Raw genomic sequence first — 18,738 nt, 5'->3', positions numbered from 1 at the left:
AGGCGGCCTTGTCAGGTGCGGACTTGAAGCTTAGTGCTTCTCGCCAGCCAGCTTGTGCTCGAGGTAGTGAATGTTCACGCCCCCTTTGCAGAAGCCTTCGTCGCGGGTCAGATCACGGTGCAGCGGGATGTTGGTCTTGATCCCGTCCACCACGATCTCGTCCAGGGCATTGCGCATGCGCGCCATGGCTTCGTCGCGGGTGGCGCCGTAAGTGATCAGCTTGCCGATCAGCGAGTCGTAGTTCGGCGGAACTGCATAACCGCTGTACAGGTGCGAATCGACGCGAACGCCGTTGCCGCCCGGGGCGTGGAAATGCTTGACCGTGCCCGGGCTCGGCATGAAGGTTTTCGGGTCTTCGGCGTTGATCCGGCATTCCAGCGAGTGACCGCGGATCACCACGTCATCCTGCGTGAACGACAGCTTGTTGCCAGCGGCGATGCTGAGCATCTCCTTGACGATGTCGATACCGGTGACCATTTCCGAAACCGGGTGCTCCACCTGAACACGGGTGTTCATTTCGATGAAGTAGAAACGACCGTTCTCGTACAGGAACTCGAAGGTACCAGCGCCACGGTAGCCGATGTCGATGCACGCCTTGACGCAGCGAGCCAGAACTTCCTGGCGCGCCTGCTCGTCGATGCCCGGTGCCGGCGCTTCTTCAAGCACCTTCTGGTGACGACGTTGCAGCGAGCAATCGCGGTCGCCCAGATGGATGGCGTGACCCTGGCCGTCGGACAGTACCTGAACTTCGACGTGACGCGGGTTGGTCAGGAATTTTTCCAGATAGACCATCGGGTTGCCGAACGCCGCGCCAGCTTCGGAGCGGGTCAGTTTAGCCGAGGCGATCAGGTCTTCTTCCTTGTGCACCACGCGCATGCCGCGACCACCACCGCCGCCGGCGGCCTTGATGATCACCGGGTAGCCGACTTCACGACCGATGCGCAGCGCCGTTTCTTCGTCTTCCGGCAGCGGGCCGTCGGAACCTGGAACGGTTGGCACACCGGCTTCGATCATCGCGTGCTTGGCCGATACCTTGTCGCCCATCAGGCGAATGGTCTCGGCTTTCGGGCCGATGAAGGCGAAGCCGGAGTTCTCGACCTGCTCGGCGAAATCGGCGTTTTCCGCGAGGAAACCGTAGCCTGGGTGAATGGCGGTAGCACCAGTCACTTCAGCGGCCGCGATGATGGCCGGGATGTGCAGGTAAGACTGAGCGGCGGACGCCGGGCCGATGCAGACGGACTCGTCTGCCAGACCCAGGTGCATCAGCTCTTTGTCGGCCTTGGAGTAAACGGCGACGGTCTTGATGCCCATCTCTTTGCAGGCACGCAGAATCCGCAGGGCGATCTCACCGCGGTTAGCGATCAGAACTTTTTCCAACTTCGCAGTCATCAAAGGCTCTCCGCAGTTCAAACGATGGTGAACAGCGGTTGGTCGTACTCAACCGGCTGGCCGTCTTCGACGAGGATGGATTCGATCACACCGCTGGTTTCAGCTTCGATGTGGTTCATCATCTTCATGGCTTCGACGATGCACAGGGTGTCGCCTTTCTTCACGGTCTGGCCGACTTCAACGAAGGCTGGCGAGGTTGGCGAAGATTTACGGTAGAAGGTACCTACCATTGGCGAGCGGGCCACGGTGCCGTTCAGTGCAGGAGCAGCAGCGGCAGCCGGAGCGGCAGCAGCCACTGGAGCAGCAGCGGCGGCAGGTGCAGCGGCCGGAGCCTGCATCGGCGCCGGAGCGTAGTACTGCTGAGCCGGGGTCTTGCTGTGACGGCTGATGCGTACGGACTCTTCGCCTTCCTTGATCTCGAGCTCGTCGATGCCGGACTCTTCCAGCAATTCGATCAGTTTCTTAACTTTACGGATATCCATGAATCATCAACTCCCAAGGGTCGGTCAGGGGCGTTTAACGCTTGTGGTTCAAGTCGTTGCCTGTGTTTCAAGCTGCTCTAGTGCGGCCTCCAGGGCCAGTCGGTAACCGCTGGCGCCAAGGCCGCAGATCACTCCCACCGCTACATCGGAGAAGTAAGAGTGATGGCGGAAAGGTTCGCGCTTGTGCACGTTGGACAAATGCACTTCGATGAATGGGATGCTCACTCCCAGCAGCGCGTCACGTAATGCGACGCTTGTGTGCGTAAAAGCTGCTGGATTGATCAGAATGAAATCGACACCTTCACCGCGAGCGGCGTGGATGCGATCGATCAATTCGTACTCGGCGTTGCTTTGCAGGTGCAGCAGATGATGGCCGGCTTCACGGGCGCGGCGCTCCAGATCCTGATTGATCTGCGCCAGGGTCGTTGAACCGTAAGTGGCGGGTTCGCGGGTGCCGAGCAGGTTCAGGTTGGGGCCGTGCAGCACCAGTAGCGTTGCCATCTGCGTGTTCCTTGTTATGAATGAGCAGTCGTCAGAACCCGGCGACTATGCCGCAAAGACTTTGTGACTGTCCAGTTCTCTGCAATAGCCAGCACGATGACCGATGTTTGCGCGAAATTTGTGACTGAGTGATTTGATCCGGTCATTCCGCAAGATTTGCGCTGATGCGAACGACGCTATCGCGAGCAGGCTCACTCCTACAGTTGAAATGTGTTCCCTTGTAGGAGTGAGCCTGCTCGCGATAGCGGTTTATCAGACGCGGAAGGCCTGCACGGCGGTATGCAGTTGTCCGCCCAATAGCAGCAGGTTCTCGCCCTGTTCGCGACCTTCGCCGATGCGCAGCAGGTTATCGCCGCCCAATTGATGGATCCGCTCGCTGTGGTCACGGATCTCGCTGACCGCGCCGCTTTGCTGGGCGGTGATGTCGGCGATGCGGATCGCCGTGTCGGAAATGGTCTGGATCGCGCCGACGATTTTATCCAGTGCGCCGTCCGCCGCTTGTGCCTGACTGGCCGTGGCTTCGGCGTGTTCGACTTGCGCGCGCATGCCTTCGACCGATTGTCGGGCAGCAGTTTGCAGGCCGGCGATCAGCGTCTGAATCTCCGCCGTGGCGCCCGCCGTGCGTTGCGCCAGTGAGCGCACTTCCTCGGCCACCACCGCAAAACCACGGCCCATTTCCCCGGCCCGCGCCGCTTCGATGGCCGCGTTCAGCGCCAGCAGGTTGGTCTGGTCGGCGATCGAGCGGATCACCGTCAGTACGCCGCCGATGGTCGCCGACTCTTCGGCAAGATGCTCGATCATCTGCGCGTTGCCTTGCACTTCGCCGACCAGCGCGTGCAGGCCGGTGAGGCTCTGGCCGATCACAGCTTGTCCGTGCTCGACGGCAAGGCCCGCATGGCGACTGGCATCGGCGGCCTGTCGTGCATCGCCAGCGACTTGCTGAATCGTCGCTTCCAACTCACCCAGCGAATCGCGGATCAGCGCAGTGTCGCCCGCCTGATGCTCGGCGCCGCTGTGCAGGTCGTTGCTCAGTTCGGCCAGCGTACGGCTGCTGCCGGCCACCTGTTCGGCATTACCGCGAATCGTCCCGACCAGATCCACCAGATACGCGCGCAGGCGGTTCAGCGAAGCCTCGATGTCATGCAGTTCGCGGTTGGTCTTGCCCAACTGAATGTCGCGACTGAAATCACCTTCGGCCCAGGTCGACAGCGCCGGAGCAAGATTGGTCAAGGTGCGGGCCAGACGTCGCTGCAAGGTGTCGATCAACAGCGCGATCAGCAGAATCAGGCCGATCATCACGCCTTGCATCAGGCGCACTTCGCTCTGGATCTGCCCGTGCTGCGCGCGCACTACCGGCTCCAGTCCGGCGATCGCCTGTTGCACGGCAGCGATCTTCAGGTGGGTGGCTGTGCTCAGGTCGGTGCGTTTCTGGATCTGCTCGCGGGTACGTGCCAGCTCCGCCGGGTAGCGACCGAGCAGGCTGTTGAGTTCGCGTTTGAGGCCGACCCCGGCGTCTTCGGCGGCGGCTTTTTCTGTGCTTTCGATGCCCATCATCGCGGCGAAATCATCACTGCCGGATTCATTCGTGGCGACCACGCCGAGCAGAGGCAAAGCGTCGATGGCTTGAGCCTGGGTGCGGATGTTGTCGACTTCACGCTCGACATCGGCCGCCAGTTCACTGCGGCCGCTGCTGACCAGTTTGTCGCGGGCCAGCGACAGCTTGCCCAGATGCTGGGAGGCGGCGAGCAGCGGCGTCAGGTACGTCGCGTTGCCGTTGGCGTAGGTGCTCAGTTGATCGAGGCTGGCGCTCAGCTCGCGTTCGGCCTGCAGCAACAATGCCTGCGGATCACCGGCCAGTTTGCCGGCCGCGAGCAGGTCGGTCTTGCTGAATTCTTCCAGGCTCGACAGGCTCGGGCGCAGGGTTTCGGCGAGCGTCGGCGGCAGTTCGCCGAGCTCCTTCTGCAGGCCGTCGATGGCCTGGCTGGCGCTGCTCAGGCGCAGGGCGTCGCCGCTGGCGAGGTAATCCTCGACATTGCGTGCCACGTCATTCTGAAATTGCTGCGACAGGCCCAGGTAGCGCTCCATCAACAGATACGGACGCTCCAGGGCTTTTTGCGACCACCACAGCGTCGCGCCGAGCGCCACGCAAACGGCGACCAGCAACAAAGTGTTGAGATTGGTGAGCAACTTCAGGCGCATGACGGCTACCAACGGCAGAAATGGTAAGCGCCTGAATTTATTGCGGTTCTGTTACAGGGTTATGACCGAATCAGTGGATTCCGATGAAAAGGTGGCACTTTGCTTTGAGTCGCGCGCGGTTTGTACTCGATTGCGTCCGGCACCCTTGGCGCGGTACAGCGCTTCGTCGGCCTGGCTGGCCATCATCAGGCTGTCGGAATCATCGTGCATTTCCACCACGCCAGCGCTGAAGGTGCACCACAAATCGTGCGGCTGCGCCGGGTAGTGGATTTCGGCGAAGCGCTGGCGGATCTCGTCGAGCACTTTGTGCGCCGCTTCTATATCCGTGTCGGGCATGACGATGGCGAATTCTTCGCCACCGTACCGGCCGATGAAGTCGGTCTTGCGCAGGCGTTGCTTGAGGAACAGCGCCAGGCTCTTGATCACTCGGTCGCCCATCGGATGGCCGTGACTGTCATTGACTCGCTTGAAGTGGTCGATGTCGAGCATGGCAAAGCTCAGCGGCTTGTTCTCGCGACGGGCGCGGAACGAGCAGTCTTCGAGCAATTGCAGGATGTGCGTGTGGTTGTACAGGCCGGTGAGGCTGTCGCGGACCATCCGTGCCTTGAGGTTGCGCGCGCGGGCGGCGCGGTTGCGCACAGTCGTAATCAGATGCCGAGGCTTGATCGGTTTGGTAAGGAAATCGTCGCCGCCCTCGCTCATGGCGTCGAGCTGCTTGTCCAGATCGTCCTCGGCCGACAAGTAAATGATCGGCACGCTGACGTAGCGGTCGTTGTGGCGGATGACCTTGGCCAGTTCGGTGCCGGTGCAGGCCGGCATATACATGTCGAGGATGATCAGGTCCGGCTGAAAATCCGCCAGTTCAGCCATTGCCTGAATCGGTTCGATCAGCGTGCGGGTGACGATTCCGGCGCTGTTCAGCAGGCGCTCGGTGTGCAAGGCCTGGGCGCGGGAGTCGTCGATGATCAGCACTTTATAAGGTTCATACTGGGCGACGCAGGTCAGGACTTCGATCTTCTCCAGCAGGCTCGACGCTTCGAGGGTGCCGGTGAGGAATTCCTGGCCGCCGGCGCGCACGGCAGCGAGGCGGGTCGGGGTGTCGGTTTCGTGCAGGCTGAAAAACAGCAGCGGCAGCGGTTCTTCCAGGCCGACCTGGGCTTCGGCAGCCAGTTGCAGGCCGACGCCGGCGCCACTGAAGTCCACGTCCATAACGATCGCAGCGGGCAAGCGCTCAACCATCGAGGAGCGAAACGCCGCGACACTGTCCAGCGCCTGCGCGGTCAGGCCGAAAAACTCCAGCTGCTTGGCCAGCCGCTCGGCGCGGTCGTGATCCTGCAACATCACGTAGATCGGCTTGCGCAGCGGCGGCAGGAAGGTCTGGTCGAGTTGATCGCCATGGCGCAGACCGGTGCGTGACAGGCGCTGCATCAAGCGATTGAGGTCGGTGATCAGGCCACTGCTCAGGCGTCCGCGATTGGCGTCCACCGCTTCCAGCGACTGACCGATATGACGCGCGAGTTGCGTGTGTTCGGGCTGCTCGAAACGCTCGGCAAACCGCAGCAGGCGCAGATTGGCCTCGCTCAGTTCGGCGAGATCGGCAGTGGACCACTCACTGCGTTGCAGGCGCTGCCATATCTCAAGAATCTGACGTGCCTGATGAATTACCCGCTGGGCAAAGTGGTGCTTGAGGCGCTCACGGCTGGGGTCTTCTGGCTCGGTCATATCCTGACTACTAGTTAGGGCGCATGCTGAGATCGACTGGTGGCTCTATGCTAGCACCTCTTTTCCCTTATATGAGTGTCGTGCGTCAATAATCTGCGGCGCTGCACAATTCAGTTTCTGACCGGGTGGTCTCGGATTGGACCTGTTCGTCGTTGAGACTCCCGAAAACCGGGCGTGTCGTGCTGCTCAATAAGTGAAAAAGCCTTTGTGCACAACGCTGTGCTGCGCACAGGCGCTGATCTGCAAATGTCTGATTCGGGGCCAAGTTGGTGACGGTGTATCAGGGAAACCCCTAGAGAATTCGCAGTTCGATGTCGGGCCTTCCGTGGATTTTCTGCTTCTCTTCAATGGCGGGTGCCGGCCTTGGCACGTTGTTGTATGGTTGTGGTCGAACCGTTGAACCCAAGTGATTGAAAGGATATCGCCATGCTGGACTGGAAGAACCGCGCGGGCAGCGCGCCTGAACGTGCCGCTGAGCCGAAGTCGGCCACCCGCAGCTATGTGGGCGGGCTGTTGTTCAGCCGCGCGCTGGCCACGCTGATCGGCATTTATCTGCTGGTGACCATCGGCCTGGGCTGGTACTGGAGCCAGGAGCCGGCGCTGTTTCCGGTGGCACAAAACGCCCAGGCGGCTGCCGAGAAAGAAGGCAAGCAGATGGTCGTCGGCTACACCACGGTCGAAACCCTCAAGACCGTTGCCGGTACGTTGCTGAACAAACCGGGCGGCTACATTTCCAACGACCGTTTCCCGCCAGGCCTGTGGATGGACAACACGCCAAGCTGGGAATACGGCGTGCTGGTGCAGGTGCGTGACCTGACTCGCGCCCTGCGTAAAGACTTCGCCCGCTCGCAGTCGCAGTCGGCCGAAGATGCTGATCTGGCCAAGGCCGAACCGCGTTTCAACTTCGACAACAAGAGCTGGATCCTGCCGTCGAGCGAATCGGAATACCAGGAAGGCATCAATTCCCTGAGCCGTTACCAGGCGCGCCTGTCTGATCCTACGCAGAAAAACGCCTTGTTCTACGCCCGTGCCGACAACCTCAACAACTGGCTGGGCGATGTCGGCACCCGTCTGGGTTCGCTGTCGCAACGCCTGTCCGCCAGTGTCGGCCGGGTGAAACTCAACACCGCGCTGAAAACCGAAGTGCCGGCGGTTGGCGAAGTCCCGCAAGTTGACGAGGAAGTCGTAGAGACTCCGTGGATGCAGATTGACAACGTGTTCTACGAAGCACGCGGTCAGGCCTGGGCGCTGTCGCACCTGTTGCGCGCCATCGAAGTGGACTTTGCCGATGTGCTGGCGAAGAAGAACGCCACGGTCAGCGTGCGCCAGATCATCCGTGAACTGGAAGCGTCGCAGGAGCCGGTCTGGAGTCCGATGATTCTCAATGGCAGCGGCTTCGGCGTGCTGGCTAACCACTCGCTGGTCATGGCCAATTACATTTCCCGGGCCAACGCCGCAGTGATCGATCTGCGTCAACTGCTCAATCAGGGCTGAGTCATGGTCGAGAGTGCCAAAGAGGCGGCCCACCGCGCCGCCTCCGATGCCGAACAGATCGCCTGGGTCGACGAGCAGGACAACCTGCTCGGCGCTCTGGTGCGGGCCGATCTGCGTGAGCGCGGGCTGATCGGGCGCGGCACCTACATCATGCTGTTCAACAGCGCCGGTGAGCTTTGCGTGCATCGGCGCACCTTGAGCAAGGCGATCTATCCCGGTTACTGGGATGTAGCGGCCGGCGGCATGGTGCAGGCCGATGAAACCTACGCCGAATCCGCAGCGCGGGAGCTGGAAGAGGAATTGGGCGTGAGCGGGGTGGAACTGACCGCCCACGATCATTTCTTCTTCGAGGACACCGGCAATCGACTGTGGTGCTCGGCGTTTTCCGCGGTGTGGGACGGCCCGCTGAAACTGCAGCCGGAAGAAGTGCTGGAAGCACGCTTTATTCCGGTCGAACAGGTATTGCTGGAAATCCAGCAAAAGCCTTACTGCCCGGACTCTCTGGCAGCCTTGAAGCGCTATCTGAAGGCGCAGCAAAGCGACGTCGCAAAGAACACATAAATTGGCGCCGATTGGCTCTTAGCAATTGCGCTTTTTGCCGTTACACTGCGCGACCTTTTCAAGCTGCACCGACCTGCTTTTGTTCAAGCGCACGGTGCAGTAGCGCTGCCCCTGCCTGAGTGGGGCTTCGCGGTCGATGACCTTGCCCAAGGTCGCGATCAGTCTTTGTCCTCCCAAGAGGATTGCCGGTGGCCAAAAAAGCCGCATCCTTCGCCGCCCTTGGTGGCCTGGTATTTTCCACCGACGCAGGTCGTCATTGCCCGGAATGCAGTAAACCGGTGGACGCCTGTATCTGCAAACAAACCGTGATCCCGGCCGGGGACGGCATTGCCCGCGTGCGTCGCGAGAGCAAGGGCCGTGGCGGCAAGACGGTGACCACCATCACCGGCGTGCCACTGGCCGAAGACGCCCTCAAGGAATTGGCGACAACGTTGAAGAAACGTTGCGGCACCGGTGGGGCGTTGAAGGACGGGATCATCGAAATCCAGGGCGATCATGTCGAGCTACTCTTGGCAGAGCTGATCAAACACGGTTTCAAAGCGAAGAAGTCCGGCGGCTAGCAGCCTCTGTGAAATCCATCTGCGGCTTGATCCGGCACTGAAGCAGTTCAGATCCGGCGTCGTCTCCATGGTTTTCACAGAGCCTGTTCATGACCGGTTTCTAAACTACACGCGGTCAGCGCGGTCTACCGCCGCGCTGACGAACCGTCATTTTCATTCTTTAGACTGCGCCGGCCTGCGATCAGGCGACGCACTATGACTTCTTTATAGGGGACTTCGATGTCCGTACGACGCACACGTAAAGACGATGGCAGCCAATGGACAGTTGCGGACAGCCGCAGTGTTTACGGGATTCGCCATTGGGGGGCCGGGTATTTCGCGATCAATGACGCCGGTCGCGTCGAAGTTCGTCCGAACGGCCCGAGCAGTTCGCCCATCGACCTGTTCGAACAAGTCGACCAACTGCGCAAGAGCGGCTTGTCCTTGCCGTTGCTGGTGCGTTTCCCCGACATCCTGCAAGACCGTGTCCGTCAGCTGACCGGTGCTTTCGACTCGAACATCGAGCGCCTGGAATACCAGAGCAAGTACACCGCGCTGTACCCGATCAAGGTCAACCAGCAGGAAGCGGTGATCGAGAACATCATCGCCACCCAGAACGTTTCCATCGGTCTGGAAGCCGGCTCCAAGCCTGAGCTGCTGGCGGTGTTGGCGCTGGCCCCGAAGGGCGGCACCATCGTATGCAACGGTTACAAGGACCGCGAGTTCATCCGTCTGGCGTTGATGGGCCAGAAGCTGGGCCACAACGTGTTCATCGTCATCGAGAAAGAATCCGAAGTCGGTCTGGTGATCGAAGAAGCCGCCTCGCTCAAGGTCAAGCCACAGGTCGGTCTGCGCGTGCGCCTGTCGTCGCTGGCGTCCTCGAAGTGGGCGGACACCGGTGGCGAGAAATCCAAGTTCGGTCTGTCGGCGGCGCAACTGCTGTCGGTGGTCGAGCGCTTCCGCGCCGCGGGCCTGGATCAGGGCATTCGTCTGCTGCACTTCCACATGGGTTCGCAGATCGCCAACCTGGCTGACTACCAGCACGGTTTCAAGGAAGCCATCCGTTACTACGGCGAGTTGCGCAACCTGGGCCTGCCGGTCGATCACATCGACGTCGGCGGCGGTCTGGGTGTCGACTACGACGGTACCCACTCGCGCAATGCCAGTTCGATCAACTACGACATGGACGACTACGCCGGTGTCGTGGTTGGCATGCTCAAGGAGTTCTGCGACGCGCAGAGCCTGCCGCATCCGCACATCTTCTCCGAAAGCGGCCGCTCGCTGACCGCGCACCACGCGATGCTGGTGGTGCAGGTGACCGACGTCGAGAAACACAACGACGACGTGCCGCAGATCGAAAACAAGGAAGCGCTGCCGGAAACCGTGCAGTGGCTGGTGGACCTGCTCGGCCCGACCGACATCGAAATGGTCACCGAAACCTACTGGCGCGCCACCCACTACATGAGCGACGTGGCTTCGCAGTACGCCGACGGCAAGCTGACCCTGGCGGAAAAAGCCCTGGCCGAGCAATGCTACTTCGCTGTGTGCCGCCGCCTGCACAACTCGTTGAAGGCGCGTCAGCGTTCGCACCGTCAGGTGCTCGACGAACTCAACGACAAGCTGGCCGACAAGTACATCTGCAACTTCTCGGTATTCCAGAGCCTGCCGGACACCTGGGCGATCGATCAGGTACTGCCGATCATCCCGCTGCATCGTCTGGACGAAGAGCCGCTGCGTCGCGCCGTGTTGCAAGACCTGACTTGCGACTCCGACGGCAAGATCAACCAGTACGTCGACGAGCAGAGCATCGAGACCAGCCTGCCGGTGCACGGTCTGAATGAAGGTGAAGACTATCTGCTGGGCGTGTTCCTGGTCGGCGCCTATCAGGAAATCCTCGGCGACATGCACAACCTGTTCGGTGACACCGACTCGGTGAACATCTACCAGAACGCCGATGGCAGCGTGTACCACGCCGGTATCGAAACCCACGACACCATTGAAGACATGCTGCGTTACGTGCACTTGTCGCCGGAAGAACTGATGACCCACTACCGCGACAAGTGCGCCAGTGCCCGGATCAGTGCCAGCGAACGCACGCAGTTCCTCGATGCCTTGCGTCTGGGTCTGACCCGTTCCTCCTACCTGTCTTCCTGAGTCAGGTCTGTTGCACCGGGTTGTCTGAAATTTTCCCTCAAACTGTGGAAAATTCGGATGACCCGGTGGGACATCTCCCAAATTTCCCGAGAAATGACTGCCTGGCACAGTCCGTAGAGTCATACGGTCTGCTTTTCGCGTAGGTCATTTCCTAAGTTGTACTTCAGCTCTCTACTCGGCTCTGGCTCTCGGCGAGAATCCCCGGCCGCCCCTCCTGTAGAGATCCGCCCATGTTCGAATCAGTCAACGAGCCGTCGTTTCGTCTCGATGTAGCGGGGCTGCCCGACCCCTTCGAGGTGCTGGCCTTTACCGGAAGTGAGGGCATCAGCGAACCCTTTGTCTTTACCGTCGATCTGTTGATCGATGATCCGCAATTGAATCTGGCCGGTCTGCTGTATCGCTCGGCGTTCCTGCAGTTCGGCCCCTTGCCAAATGGCTTGAGCGGACAGTTGCAGAGTGTGGTCCAGCATGAGCACGGTGAGGGTTGTCGATTGTGTCGAGTGACCCTGGAGCCGAAGCTGAGCTGTCTGGCACTGCGTTTCAGTCAGCGGATTTTCAGCAGTCAGTGTGTGCCGCAGATCCTCGCGCAGGTGCTCAAGGAGCATGGAATCACTGGCACGCAATGCCGCTTTGATTTGCACGGCGACTACCCGGTGCGGACCTTTTGCACGCAATACCGTGAATCGGACCTGCAATTTGTGCAGCGGCTGTGCGCGCAGGCACGGATTCATTATTACTTCGAACATCGTCCCAACGGACACTGTCTGGTCTTCGCCGATGATCCGGTGCGGTTGCCCGTGTCTGGTGCGGCCTCTGTGGACGCCGGCGCGAGCGCGCCTTCGGTAAGACGCTGGCAGATAGAGGTGCAGGCCGCGGATGCGCACGTGCAAACCGTCGGCACCCGCAAAGCTTATGGCCACAGCGATCTGCCGAGCTTGCGCAGCGCACAGTGGCTGACGCTGACCGCGCATCCCCTTGCCGAGTGCAACCGCCGCTGGTTGCTGAGCCGGATCGAACATCGTGCCGACGCCGGCAGCGAGCCGTCTTACAGCAACCGCATCGTTGCCAGCGCCCAGGCGCCACTGCCCATGCCGGCCAGCACTTGTGCCAGACCGCGCATGCACAGCCTGCAACGTGCCTGGGTGGTGACGGTCGATGAACCGCAGCCCGACGATCAGCGGCCGGTGGCCGTCCAATTCGACTGGGTCTATCAGGGCGAAGGCGCTGCCGCCAGCCACTGTTGGCTACCGCTCGCGGCGGCGTTGAGCGACGCGTCGCTGGCATCCTTGCGTGAAGGTGTCGAGGTGGTGGTGAGTTTTCATGAGGGCGACCCGGATCAGCCAGTCATCAGTGGCGTGCTGCAGGAACCGGTGCTGATCGAGGACTGCGCAGAGGCATTGGCACTGCCGGACGTGCTGCCGAGCGCAGGTCTGGCGCAATGGCTCAAGTCCGCCGAACCGCTGTTGCTGTTGTGCCTGATGCCCGGCGGTGGCAGTTACAACCACTGCACGGCGTCGATCTGCAGTTGTCGGCTGGTCGCCTCGCTGGATCAGGGCACCGCCACTTGAGCGGCGTCGGGTTTGCCCAGCAGGCACAGTGGCTGTTGCTCGATGGCGCCGATACACAGCAGGCGCTGGCGACACTGCGTCAGGGCTTCGCCGGTGTACATTGCACGCGGCTGTTCGAGGGCACCGAGTTTCAGGCGGTGAGCGATCAAGGGCCGCTGTTGGTCGAATTGCACGCGAGCCCGGCACTGGCTGCACTGTGTCATCGCGATCCGCAGACCTGGCGGGGGCTGCTGCTTGCCAGCGATGCCTCGCCACCGATACTGCTGCGTCACCTGCGGCGGATGCTGACGGTTTCGTTCGGACTCAATCACCGCGCCTTGCTCGGTTACTACAACCGGCAGACAGCGAGTTATTTCTTCGATGCCTGCGATGCCGCCGACTTGAGTCGCTGGCTCGGGCCGATCCGCCTGCTGCGCTGGTTCGGCGGCACCTGGGCCGACCTCGCCATCGGCAGTCAGGGCTGGCAGCAACTGCGCAATCCGCAGTGGGCGGTCGAGCCGCTGGGGATCGACGAAAGCCTCACCCATCGTCAGCGCGAACGTTTGCAAAGCTGCCTGCTGGAACAACACATCTGGCGCTGGTGCCAATCCCTGGGAACCGACTACGCGCGCATGGCCTCCCATGTGCAGGAGGGGCTGAGCCTGGGTTTCAGTGACCGCGCGGTGCTGGATGGCTGGTTGTGGCTACGCTTGCAGCATCCGCGGTCGCAACTGCCCGGCGTGCCGGACGGGCTGAGCCAGCAGGAACGCCTCGATCATGTGCGACAACACTGGCAGACAGATCAACCCTGAGGTGCGGCATTCATGGCAAATCCTCGCTGGCAACGGTTCGGCGCAATCCTCGGCGGATTCCTGCTGCTGGTGCTGACAGGATGTTCTCCGGTCAAGGTGCTCAATGCACTGACCCCCGACGACACGTTCCACAGAACCGTCGGAATAACCTATGGCGATGATCCGCGACAGAAACTCGATGTCTACGTGCCACGCCAGCCGTTGGAGGGCGCACCGGTGGTGGTGTTCTTCTACGGCGGCAGCTGGAACAGCGGTGATCGCGGCGATTACGCGTTTGTCGGCGAGGCGCTGGCGTCGCGGGGGATTGTCGCGGTGCTGGCGGATTATCGGCTGTATCCGCAAGTGCGCTATCCGCTGTTTCTTGAAGATTCGGCGCGGGCGGTGGCCTGGACCCGGGCGCATATCCGCGAATACTCCGGCAACCCGCAACGCCTGTACCTGATGGGCCACAGTTCCGGCGCTTACAACGCGGCGATGCTGGCGCTGGATCCGGGTCTGCTGGGTGCGGTGGGCATGTCGCCAAAAGACCTCAGCGGCTGGATCGGCCTGGCCGGGCCGTATGATTTTCTGCCAATCGAGAATCCGCAGGTGCGTCCGGTGTTCTTCTGGCCGGACTCACCGCCGCAATCGCAGCCGATCAACCATGTCAGGCAGGGCGAGCCTCCGGCGCTGCTGATCGCCGCGACCAGGGACAATCTGGTCAACCCGACGCGCAACACCGCAGGCCTGGCGCGCAAACTGCGCGAGGCCGGTGTGCCGGTGCAGGATCTGTACTACTCGCGCCCCAATCATGTGACGCTGGTGGCGGCCCTGTCGCGGCCACTTCGGCGCTTGGCGCCGGTACTCGATCAAGTCGTCGCATTCGTCAAACACACACCGGCTCAGTGAGCGGTGCCGCTGAACCAGCCGTCGTTGCGCCGCAGCCACAGGGCCAGTGCGCCGAGGGTCAGGCTGCGCAAGACCATAAACAGCAGGAACGTTATCCACAGCCCATGATTGCCCAGTCCCTGTAATGCCCAGGCGAACGGCAGCAGCAGGGCGACGGTCAGCAGCATGCCGTTGCGCATCTCCCGGGCGCGGGTGGCGCCGATGAACAGGCCATCGAGCAAGTAGCTCCACACCGCAATCAGCGGCAGTACCGCCAGATACGGCAGATAGATGAACGCGGTGTCGCGCACGCTCTGGATGTCGGTCTGCATCTCAATAAACAAATGCCCGCCTAACAGAAACAGCGCGGCAAAACCGAGGCTGGCCAGCAACGACCAGCCGCCGGCCACCACCAGTGAACGGCGCAGCGCGAGCCGGTCGCGGGCGCCGATGGCATGTCCGCACAAGGCTTCGACCGCATGCGCCAGCCCGTCCAGTGCATGCGCGGTCAACAGCAAGCCGTTGAGCAGCAGCGCATTCGCCGCCACCGTGGCATCGCCCAATCGCGCGCCTTGCACGGTGATCAGGAAAAACACTGATTGCAGCGCCAGGCTGCGGATGAAAATGTCGCGATTGACCGCCAGCAACGGGCGCCAGCTCCGCCACAGCTTCAACGCTCCCCAGACGATGTGCCCGGGATAGGCGCGCAACGCGCCACGGGTCAGCCACAGGCCGAGCAGGGCGCCGCTCCACTCGGCGATCACCGAGGCCCGGGCCGAGCCGACCACGCCCCATTGCAGGCCAATCACGAACCACAGGTTCAGAGCAATGTTGATCAGGTTGGTGCTCAACAGAATCGCCAGCGGCGCCCGGGCGTTCTGGGTGCCGAGAAACCAGCCGACCAACGCATAACTGGCCAGCGCGGCCGGCAGACCGAATAACCGGGTGTGGAAGAACTCGCGGGTCAGTTGATCGAGTTCGGCTGAGGGCTGCATGAAGTGCAGGGCCACGCCGCTCAACGGCACGCCGAGAGTGCCGAGCACGATCGCCAGTCCCAGCGCCAGCAGCAGACCCTGCAACAGAATCTGCCGCAACGCCGCGCCATCGCTGCGCCCGGCGGCCTGCGCGGCAAACCCGGTGGTGCCCATGCGCAGAAAGCCCATGGCCCAGGCGAGAAAGGTATAGAGGCTGGCGCCGACCGCCACCGCGCCCAATTGATGGGCGTGGGGCAGGTGACCGATGACGGTGCTGTCGACCAGCGCCACCAGCGGCACGGAAATATTGGAAAGAATCATCGGCGCGGCGAGCGCCCAGACCTTGCGGTGAGTCGGACGGTCGCGCCAGTCGGCAATCAGGTTGGACATGCGGGCTCCTTGGGGGAGCGGGGATTGTAGCGATTCGTGCGGCCTGCGATGCAACCAATGTGGGAGTGAGCCTGCTCGCGACAGCGGTGTGTCATTCAGAGCAGTTTTGGCTGATCTGACGCCTTCGCGAGCAGGCTCGCTCCTACGAGGGCTAATGGATGATCCAGCTCAGCAACCACAACCCCAGCAGCAGCCAGATGATCCCGGCAATGATCGATGCATTCATGAACGCGCGAATCGCCGACCACAACAGCATCAAACCGACGATCAGCGCGAGGATGCTGATGATCGAGGTGTCCATGCCCAGCGTCTTCGCCAAGCCATCGACAAAGTTGCCGCCAGCGTTGCTGAGAATGTTGAACAGGCCGCTGAGCCCATCGACGATGAAACGGATGATCGAACCGAGTGCCTGGCCGAGCCATTCGAAAAAGCTTTCTACCTGCATGTGTTCATCCTGATGAAAGAGCTGAGCCTTGGGCCACAACGCAGGTGGCCGAGTTCCCTGTCAGGAGTATGGCCCAATGCTGCGTCGAACGGAAAATCTGTAGGAGCTGCCGCAGGCTGCGATCTTTTGCTGTTGATTTTCAAGGGCAAGATCAAAAGATCGCAGCCTGCGGCAGCTCCAACATGGGCCTTGCCTTCAACGCACAACCCCCCGAAGCTATACGCCTTCAGGAGAACCCGATGAACCTTGTTGAACTGACCGAACGCCTGCACGCCATTCGCGACCGCAATGACTGGCGGCAATTTCACAGCCCGAAAAACCTCGCCATGGCCGCCAGCGTGGAAATGTCCGAGCTGGTGGAGATCTTCCAATGGCTGACTGAAGACCAGTCGCGCCAGTTGCCGGCGGACAAACTGGCGCATGCCGGGCAGGAAGTCGGCGACATCGTCCTGTACCTGTTGCTGCTGTGCAGCGAGTTGGGGCTGGACATGAATGAAGTGGTGCGCAGCAAGCTCGCCGACAGCGAACGGCGGTTCAGCTGATGAGCGACCGGCATTTCGATCAGTTGGCGACCCGGTTCGCCGAAAAAATCTACGGCGGCGCCAAAGGTGCGATTCGCCTCGCGGTGCTGCAGGCCGACCTAGCCGAAGCGCTGCCGGATCGGCCATTGCGCGTTCTGGACATTGGCGGTGGTCTGGGCCACATGTCGCTGTGGCTGGCCGAACGCGGCCATGAAGTGACCTTCACCGAACCGGCCGAACCGATGCTCGAAGGTGCCCGCCAGCGCTTCGCCGAAGCCGGGCAGAGCGCGACGTTCATTCAGGCGCCGTGGCAGAAGCTGCTCGGTCAGCTCACCGAACCCTACGATCTGGTGATCTGCCACGCGGTGCTCGAATGGCTGGCCGAACCCCACGCGATCCTGCCGGTGTTGCATCAGTTGACCAAACCCGGTGGCTGGCTGTCGCTGGCGTTCTACAACCGTGATGCGCTGATTTATCGCAACCTGCTCAAGGGCCATTTCAAGAAAATGCGCAAAAACACCATGGCCGGTGAAAAGCAGAGCCTGACCCCGCAGCAACCGCTCGATCCGCGGGAATTGGCAACGCAACTCGCAGGCTTGTGGCAGGTCGAAACCCAGAGCGGGATCCGGGTTTTTCACGACTACATGCCCGTGGAATTCCAGGCCCGCGCCGAACTGGTGGATTTGCTGGAGATGGAGCTCGCTCACCGTCGCCACCCAAGCTTCGCCGGGCTTGGGCGTTACTTGCACTGGATCTGCCGGCCGATCTGATCGGAGCACCCTATGAAAGCTCAATCCGGTTTATTGCTGACCTGTCTGGGGTTGGCCGCCTGCCAGGGCAGCAACCCCTACGTGGCGCAGTCGCGGCCGTTGCCGCCGGCGCCGCCGCAAGCGGCCAATACGTTTGATCGCAGCGCCTACCCGGCGCCGCCACGCGATTACGGGCGCTATCGCAGTTGGGCCTGGCTCAACGGGCAATTGCCGCCGGGCACGGCTTGGGCCGATTCGGCGCAAGTGGCCGAAGCGGTGAGCAATGCGCTGGATCAGCGTGGGTTGCGCCCGTTGCACGACAATCGTCCGGCCGATTTGCTGGTCAGCGCCAATCTGCGTCTGGAAACCCGGTTGCGTCAGGTGCAGGACGACTACGGCTACTACGGCGGATACGGCGGCTATGATCGTTATGGTCGCGGTTACGGCATGTACAACACCGTGCCGATTGTGCGTACTTATCAGGAGCAGGTCGTGGTGGTGCAGGTCAATCTGTTCGACGCCGGCACCGGTCAACCGGTGTGGAGCGCCAGCGCCGAAACCGCCAATCAGGGTAGCCAACTGGTGCGCACCGACGCCATTCGCGAGGCTCTGGAAAAAGCCCTGTCGGCCTATCCGCCGAGCTAGACTTCATGTGAGAACGCTTCGCAGGTTCAGGCCTTCAACCGGAGAACAACCATGTTCCGTCGTCTTGCTTTACTGGCCATGGCCGCGCTGCTCAGTGCCTGCGCTGCCAACCAGGTCAACCATGACTTTGACGCCAGCCGCGACTTCGCCGCCTATCGCAGCTGGAGCTGGAAAGAACCGGCGCTGCAATATCGCCCGGATGATCCACGGATCAAGAGCGACCTGACCGAGCAGCGCATCCGCCAGGCCGTCAGCGATCAGCTCGACCAGCGCGGCTTGCGTCCCGCCGCTGCCGGGGCCAAGGGCGACCTGAGCGTGCAGACCTACCTGATCGTCGAAGATCGCCAGCAGCAAGTCACCACCAACTACGGCGGCGGATGGGGCGGCCCGTGGAACGGTTACTGGGGCGCGCCGATGTACAACGAAACCCGCAACATCACCTACAAGGTGGCAACGATCCAGATCGACCTGCTTGATGGCAAGGACGGCAAACTGGTGTGGCGCGGCAGCGATGAGCAGATGCTCAGCAGCACGCCCAATCCACAGGATCGCAGCAACGCGGTGCGCGAAACCGTCAGCCGGATATTGGCCAACTATCCACCACGCTAGTCCGCTGTAAAAAAAACGGGAGCCCAAGAGGCTCCCATTTTTTGCCCACCACAAATCCCCCTGTGGGAGCGAGCTTGCTCGCGAAGACGGCGTGCCAGCCACATCCATGTTGAATGGCACAGCGCATTCGCGAGCAAG

18 protein-coding genes are annotated in these 18,738 nt (G+C 61.6%); 11 read left to right on the top strand and 7 right to left on the bottom strand.

Translation table 11 applies throughout. From position 1 onward, the window contains the following. Positions 1 to 30: 30 nt before the first annotated feature. From accC to gcbA, 5 genes are all read right to left on the bottom strand, one after another. Positions 31 to 1,389, bottom strand: coding sequence for an acetyl-CoA carboxylase biotin carboxylase subunit (gene accC, locus PMI25_RS02615; protein ID WP_007961940.1), 1,359 nt, complete (start codon positions 1,387 to 1,389; stop codon positions 31 to 33). 17 nt (positions 1,390 to 1,406) lie between these two features. Next, positions 1,407 to 1,871, bottom strand: coding sequence for an acetyl-CoA carboxylase biotin carboxyl carrier protein (gene accB, locus PMI25_RS02610; RefSeq protein ID WP_024164417.1), 465 nt, complete (start codon positions 1,869 to 1,871; stop codon positions 1,407 to 1,409). 48 nt (positions 1,872 to 1,919) lie between these two features. Next, positions 1,920 to 2,372, bottom strand: a complete 453-nt coding sequence (gene aroQ / locus PMI25_RS02605) for a type II 3-dehydroquinate dehydratase (protein WP_007963039.1) — start codon at positions 2,370 to 2,372, stop codon at positions 1,920 to 1,922. A gap of 252 nt (positions 2,373 to 2,624) precedes the next feature. Then, on the bottom strand, positions 2,625 to 3,668 hold the full coding sequence (locus PMI25_RS29820) for a methyl-accepting chemotaxis protein (protein ID WP_443200886.1): 1,044 nt from the start codon (positions 3,666 to 3,668) through the stop codon (positions 2,625 to 2,627). A 954-nt stretch (positions 3,669 to 4,622) separates the two neighbouring features. Beyond that, positions 4,623 to 6,293 (bottom strand): diguanylate cyclase GcbA, encoded by a 1,671-nt coding sequence (gcbA, locus tag PMI25_RS02595; protein WP_007963036.1) that lies wholly within the window; start codon positions 6,291 to 6,293, stop codon positions 4,623 to 4,625. A gap of 426 nt (positions 6,294 to 6,719) precedes the next feature. Between gcbA and PMI25_RS02590 the strand changes: the two genes are divergently transcribed. The 7 genes from PMI25_RS02590 to PMI25_RS02560 all read left to right on the top strand — a co-directional run bounded on the left by PMI25_RS02590 (position 6,720) and on the right by PMI25_RS02560 (position 14,288). Then, on the top strand, positions 6,720 to 7,787 hold the full coding sequence (locus PMI25_RS02590; RefSeq protein WP_007963034.1) for a DUF2333 family protein: 1,068 nt from the start codon (positions 6,720 to 6,722) through the stop codon (positions 7,785 to 7,787). A gap of 3 nt (positions 7,788 to 7,790) precedes the next feature. Beyond that, positions 7,791 to 8,348, top strand: a complete 558-nt coding sequence (locus PMI25_RS02585) for an NUDIX hydrolase (protein WP_007963032.1) — start codon at positions 7,791 to 7,793, stop codon at positions 8,346 to 8,348. A 188-nt stretch (positions 8,349 to 8,536) separates the two neighbouring features. Beyond that, entirely contained in the window at positions 8,537 to 8,908 is a 372-nt protein-coding gene (locus PMI25_RS02580; RefSeq protein ID WP_007914613.1) for a translation initiation factor Sui1, read from the top strand. 219 nt (positions 8,909 to 9,127) lie between these two features. Further along, positions 9,128 to 11,041, top strand: coding sequence for an arginine decarboxylase (speA, locus tag PMI25_RS02575; RefSeq protein WP_007963030.1), 1,914 nt, complete (start codon positions 9,128 to 9,130; stop codon positions 11,039 to 11,041). A gap of 230 nt (positions 11,042 to 11,271) precedes the next feature. Continuing rightward, a complete protein-coding gene (locus PMI25_RS02570) occupies positions 11,272 to 12,609 on the top strand; it encodes a contractile injection system protein, VgrG/Pvc8 family (protein ID WP_007963028.1) in 1,338 nt (445 codons plus the stop codon). Next, a complete protein-coding gene (locus tag PMI25_RS02565; protein WP_007963026.1) occupies positions 12,606 to 13,400 on the top strand; it encodes a DUF4123 domain-containing protein in 795 nt (264 codons plus the stop codon). Before PMI25_RS02570 ends, PMI25_RS02565 begins: the two co-directional genes overlap by 4 nt. A 12-nt stretch (positions 13,401 to 13,412) precedes the next feature. Then, entirely contained in the window at positions 13,413 to 14,288 is an 876-nt protein-coding gene (locus tag PMI25_RS02560) for an alpha/beta hydrolase (protein WP_007963024.1), read from the top strand. Here the strand turns inward: PMI25_RS02560 and PMI25_RS02555 are convergent. Together PMI25_RS02555 and PMI25_RS02550 are read right to left on the bottom strand one after the other, a co-directional pair. After that, entirely contained in the window at positions 14,282 to 15,631 is a 1,350-nt protein-coding gene (locus tag PMI25_RS02555) for an MATE family efflux transporter (RefSeq protein ID WP_007963022.1), read from the bottom strand. The two genes, PMI25_RS02560 and PMI25_RS02555, sit on opposite strands and share 7 nt — an antisense overlap. A gap of 151 nt (positions 15,632 to 15,782) precedes the next feature. Further along, complete coding sequence (locus PMI25_RS02550) at positions 15,783 to 16,076, bottom strand: hypothetical protein (protein ID WP_007963021.1); 294 nt, start codon at positions 16,074 to 16,076, stop codon at positions 15,783 to 15,785. 239 nt (positions 16,077 to 16,315) lie between these two features. Between PMI25_RS02550 and PMI25_RS02545 the strand changes: the two genes are divergently transcribed. The 4 genes from PMI25_RS02545 to PMI25_RS02530 are packed head-to-tail and all read left to right on the top strand — an operon-like array spanning position 16,316 to position 18,600. After that, complete coding sequence (locus PMI25_RS02545) at positions 16,316 to 16,618, top strand: MazG-like family protein (RefSeq protein ID WP_007951009.1); 303 nt, start codon at positions 16,316 to 16,318, stop codon at positions 16,616 to 16,618. After that, positions 16,618 to 17,367 (top strand): methyltransferase, encoded by a 750-nt coding sequence (locus tag PMI25_RS02540; RefSeq protein WP_007963020.1) that lies wholly within the window; start codon positions 16,618 to 16,620, stop codon positions 17,365 to 17,367. The genes PMI25_RS02545 and PMI25_RS02540 overlap by 1 nt, the downstream gene beginning before the upstream one ends. A 12-nt stretch (positions 17,368 to 17,379) precedes the next feature. After that, the gene (locus tag PMI25_RS02535; protein ID WP_007963019.1) at positions 17,380 to 17,991 is read left to right on the top strand and encodes a DUF4136 domain-containing protein; all 612 of its coding nucleotides are present in this window, start codon (positions 17,380 to 17,382) and stop codon (positions 17,989 to 17,991) included. Positions 17,992 to 18,042: 51 nt separating this feature from the next. Next, positions 18,043 to 18,600, top strand: coding sequence for a DUF4136 domain-containing protein (locus PMI25_RS02530; RefSeq protein WP_007963018.1), 558 nt, complete (start codon positions 18,043 to 18,045; stop codon positions 18,598 to 18,600). The last annotated feature ends 138 nt before the right edge of the window (positions 18,601 to 18,738 follow it).

Origin of the sequence: Pseudomonas sp. GM30, assembly GCF_000282275.2 — a bacterium.
In the GTDB taxonomy this organism is placed as follows: Bacteria; Pseudomonadota; Gammaproteobacteria; order Pseudomonadales; family Pseudomonadaceae; genus Aquipseudomonas.
This window is presented reverse-complemented; position numbering and strand designations above follow the sequence as displayed.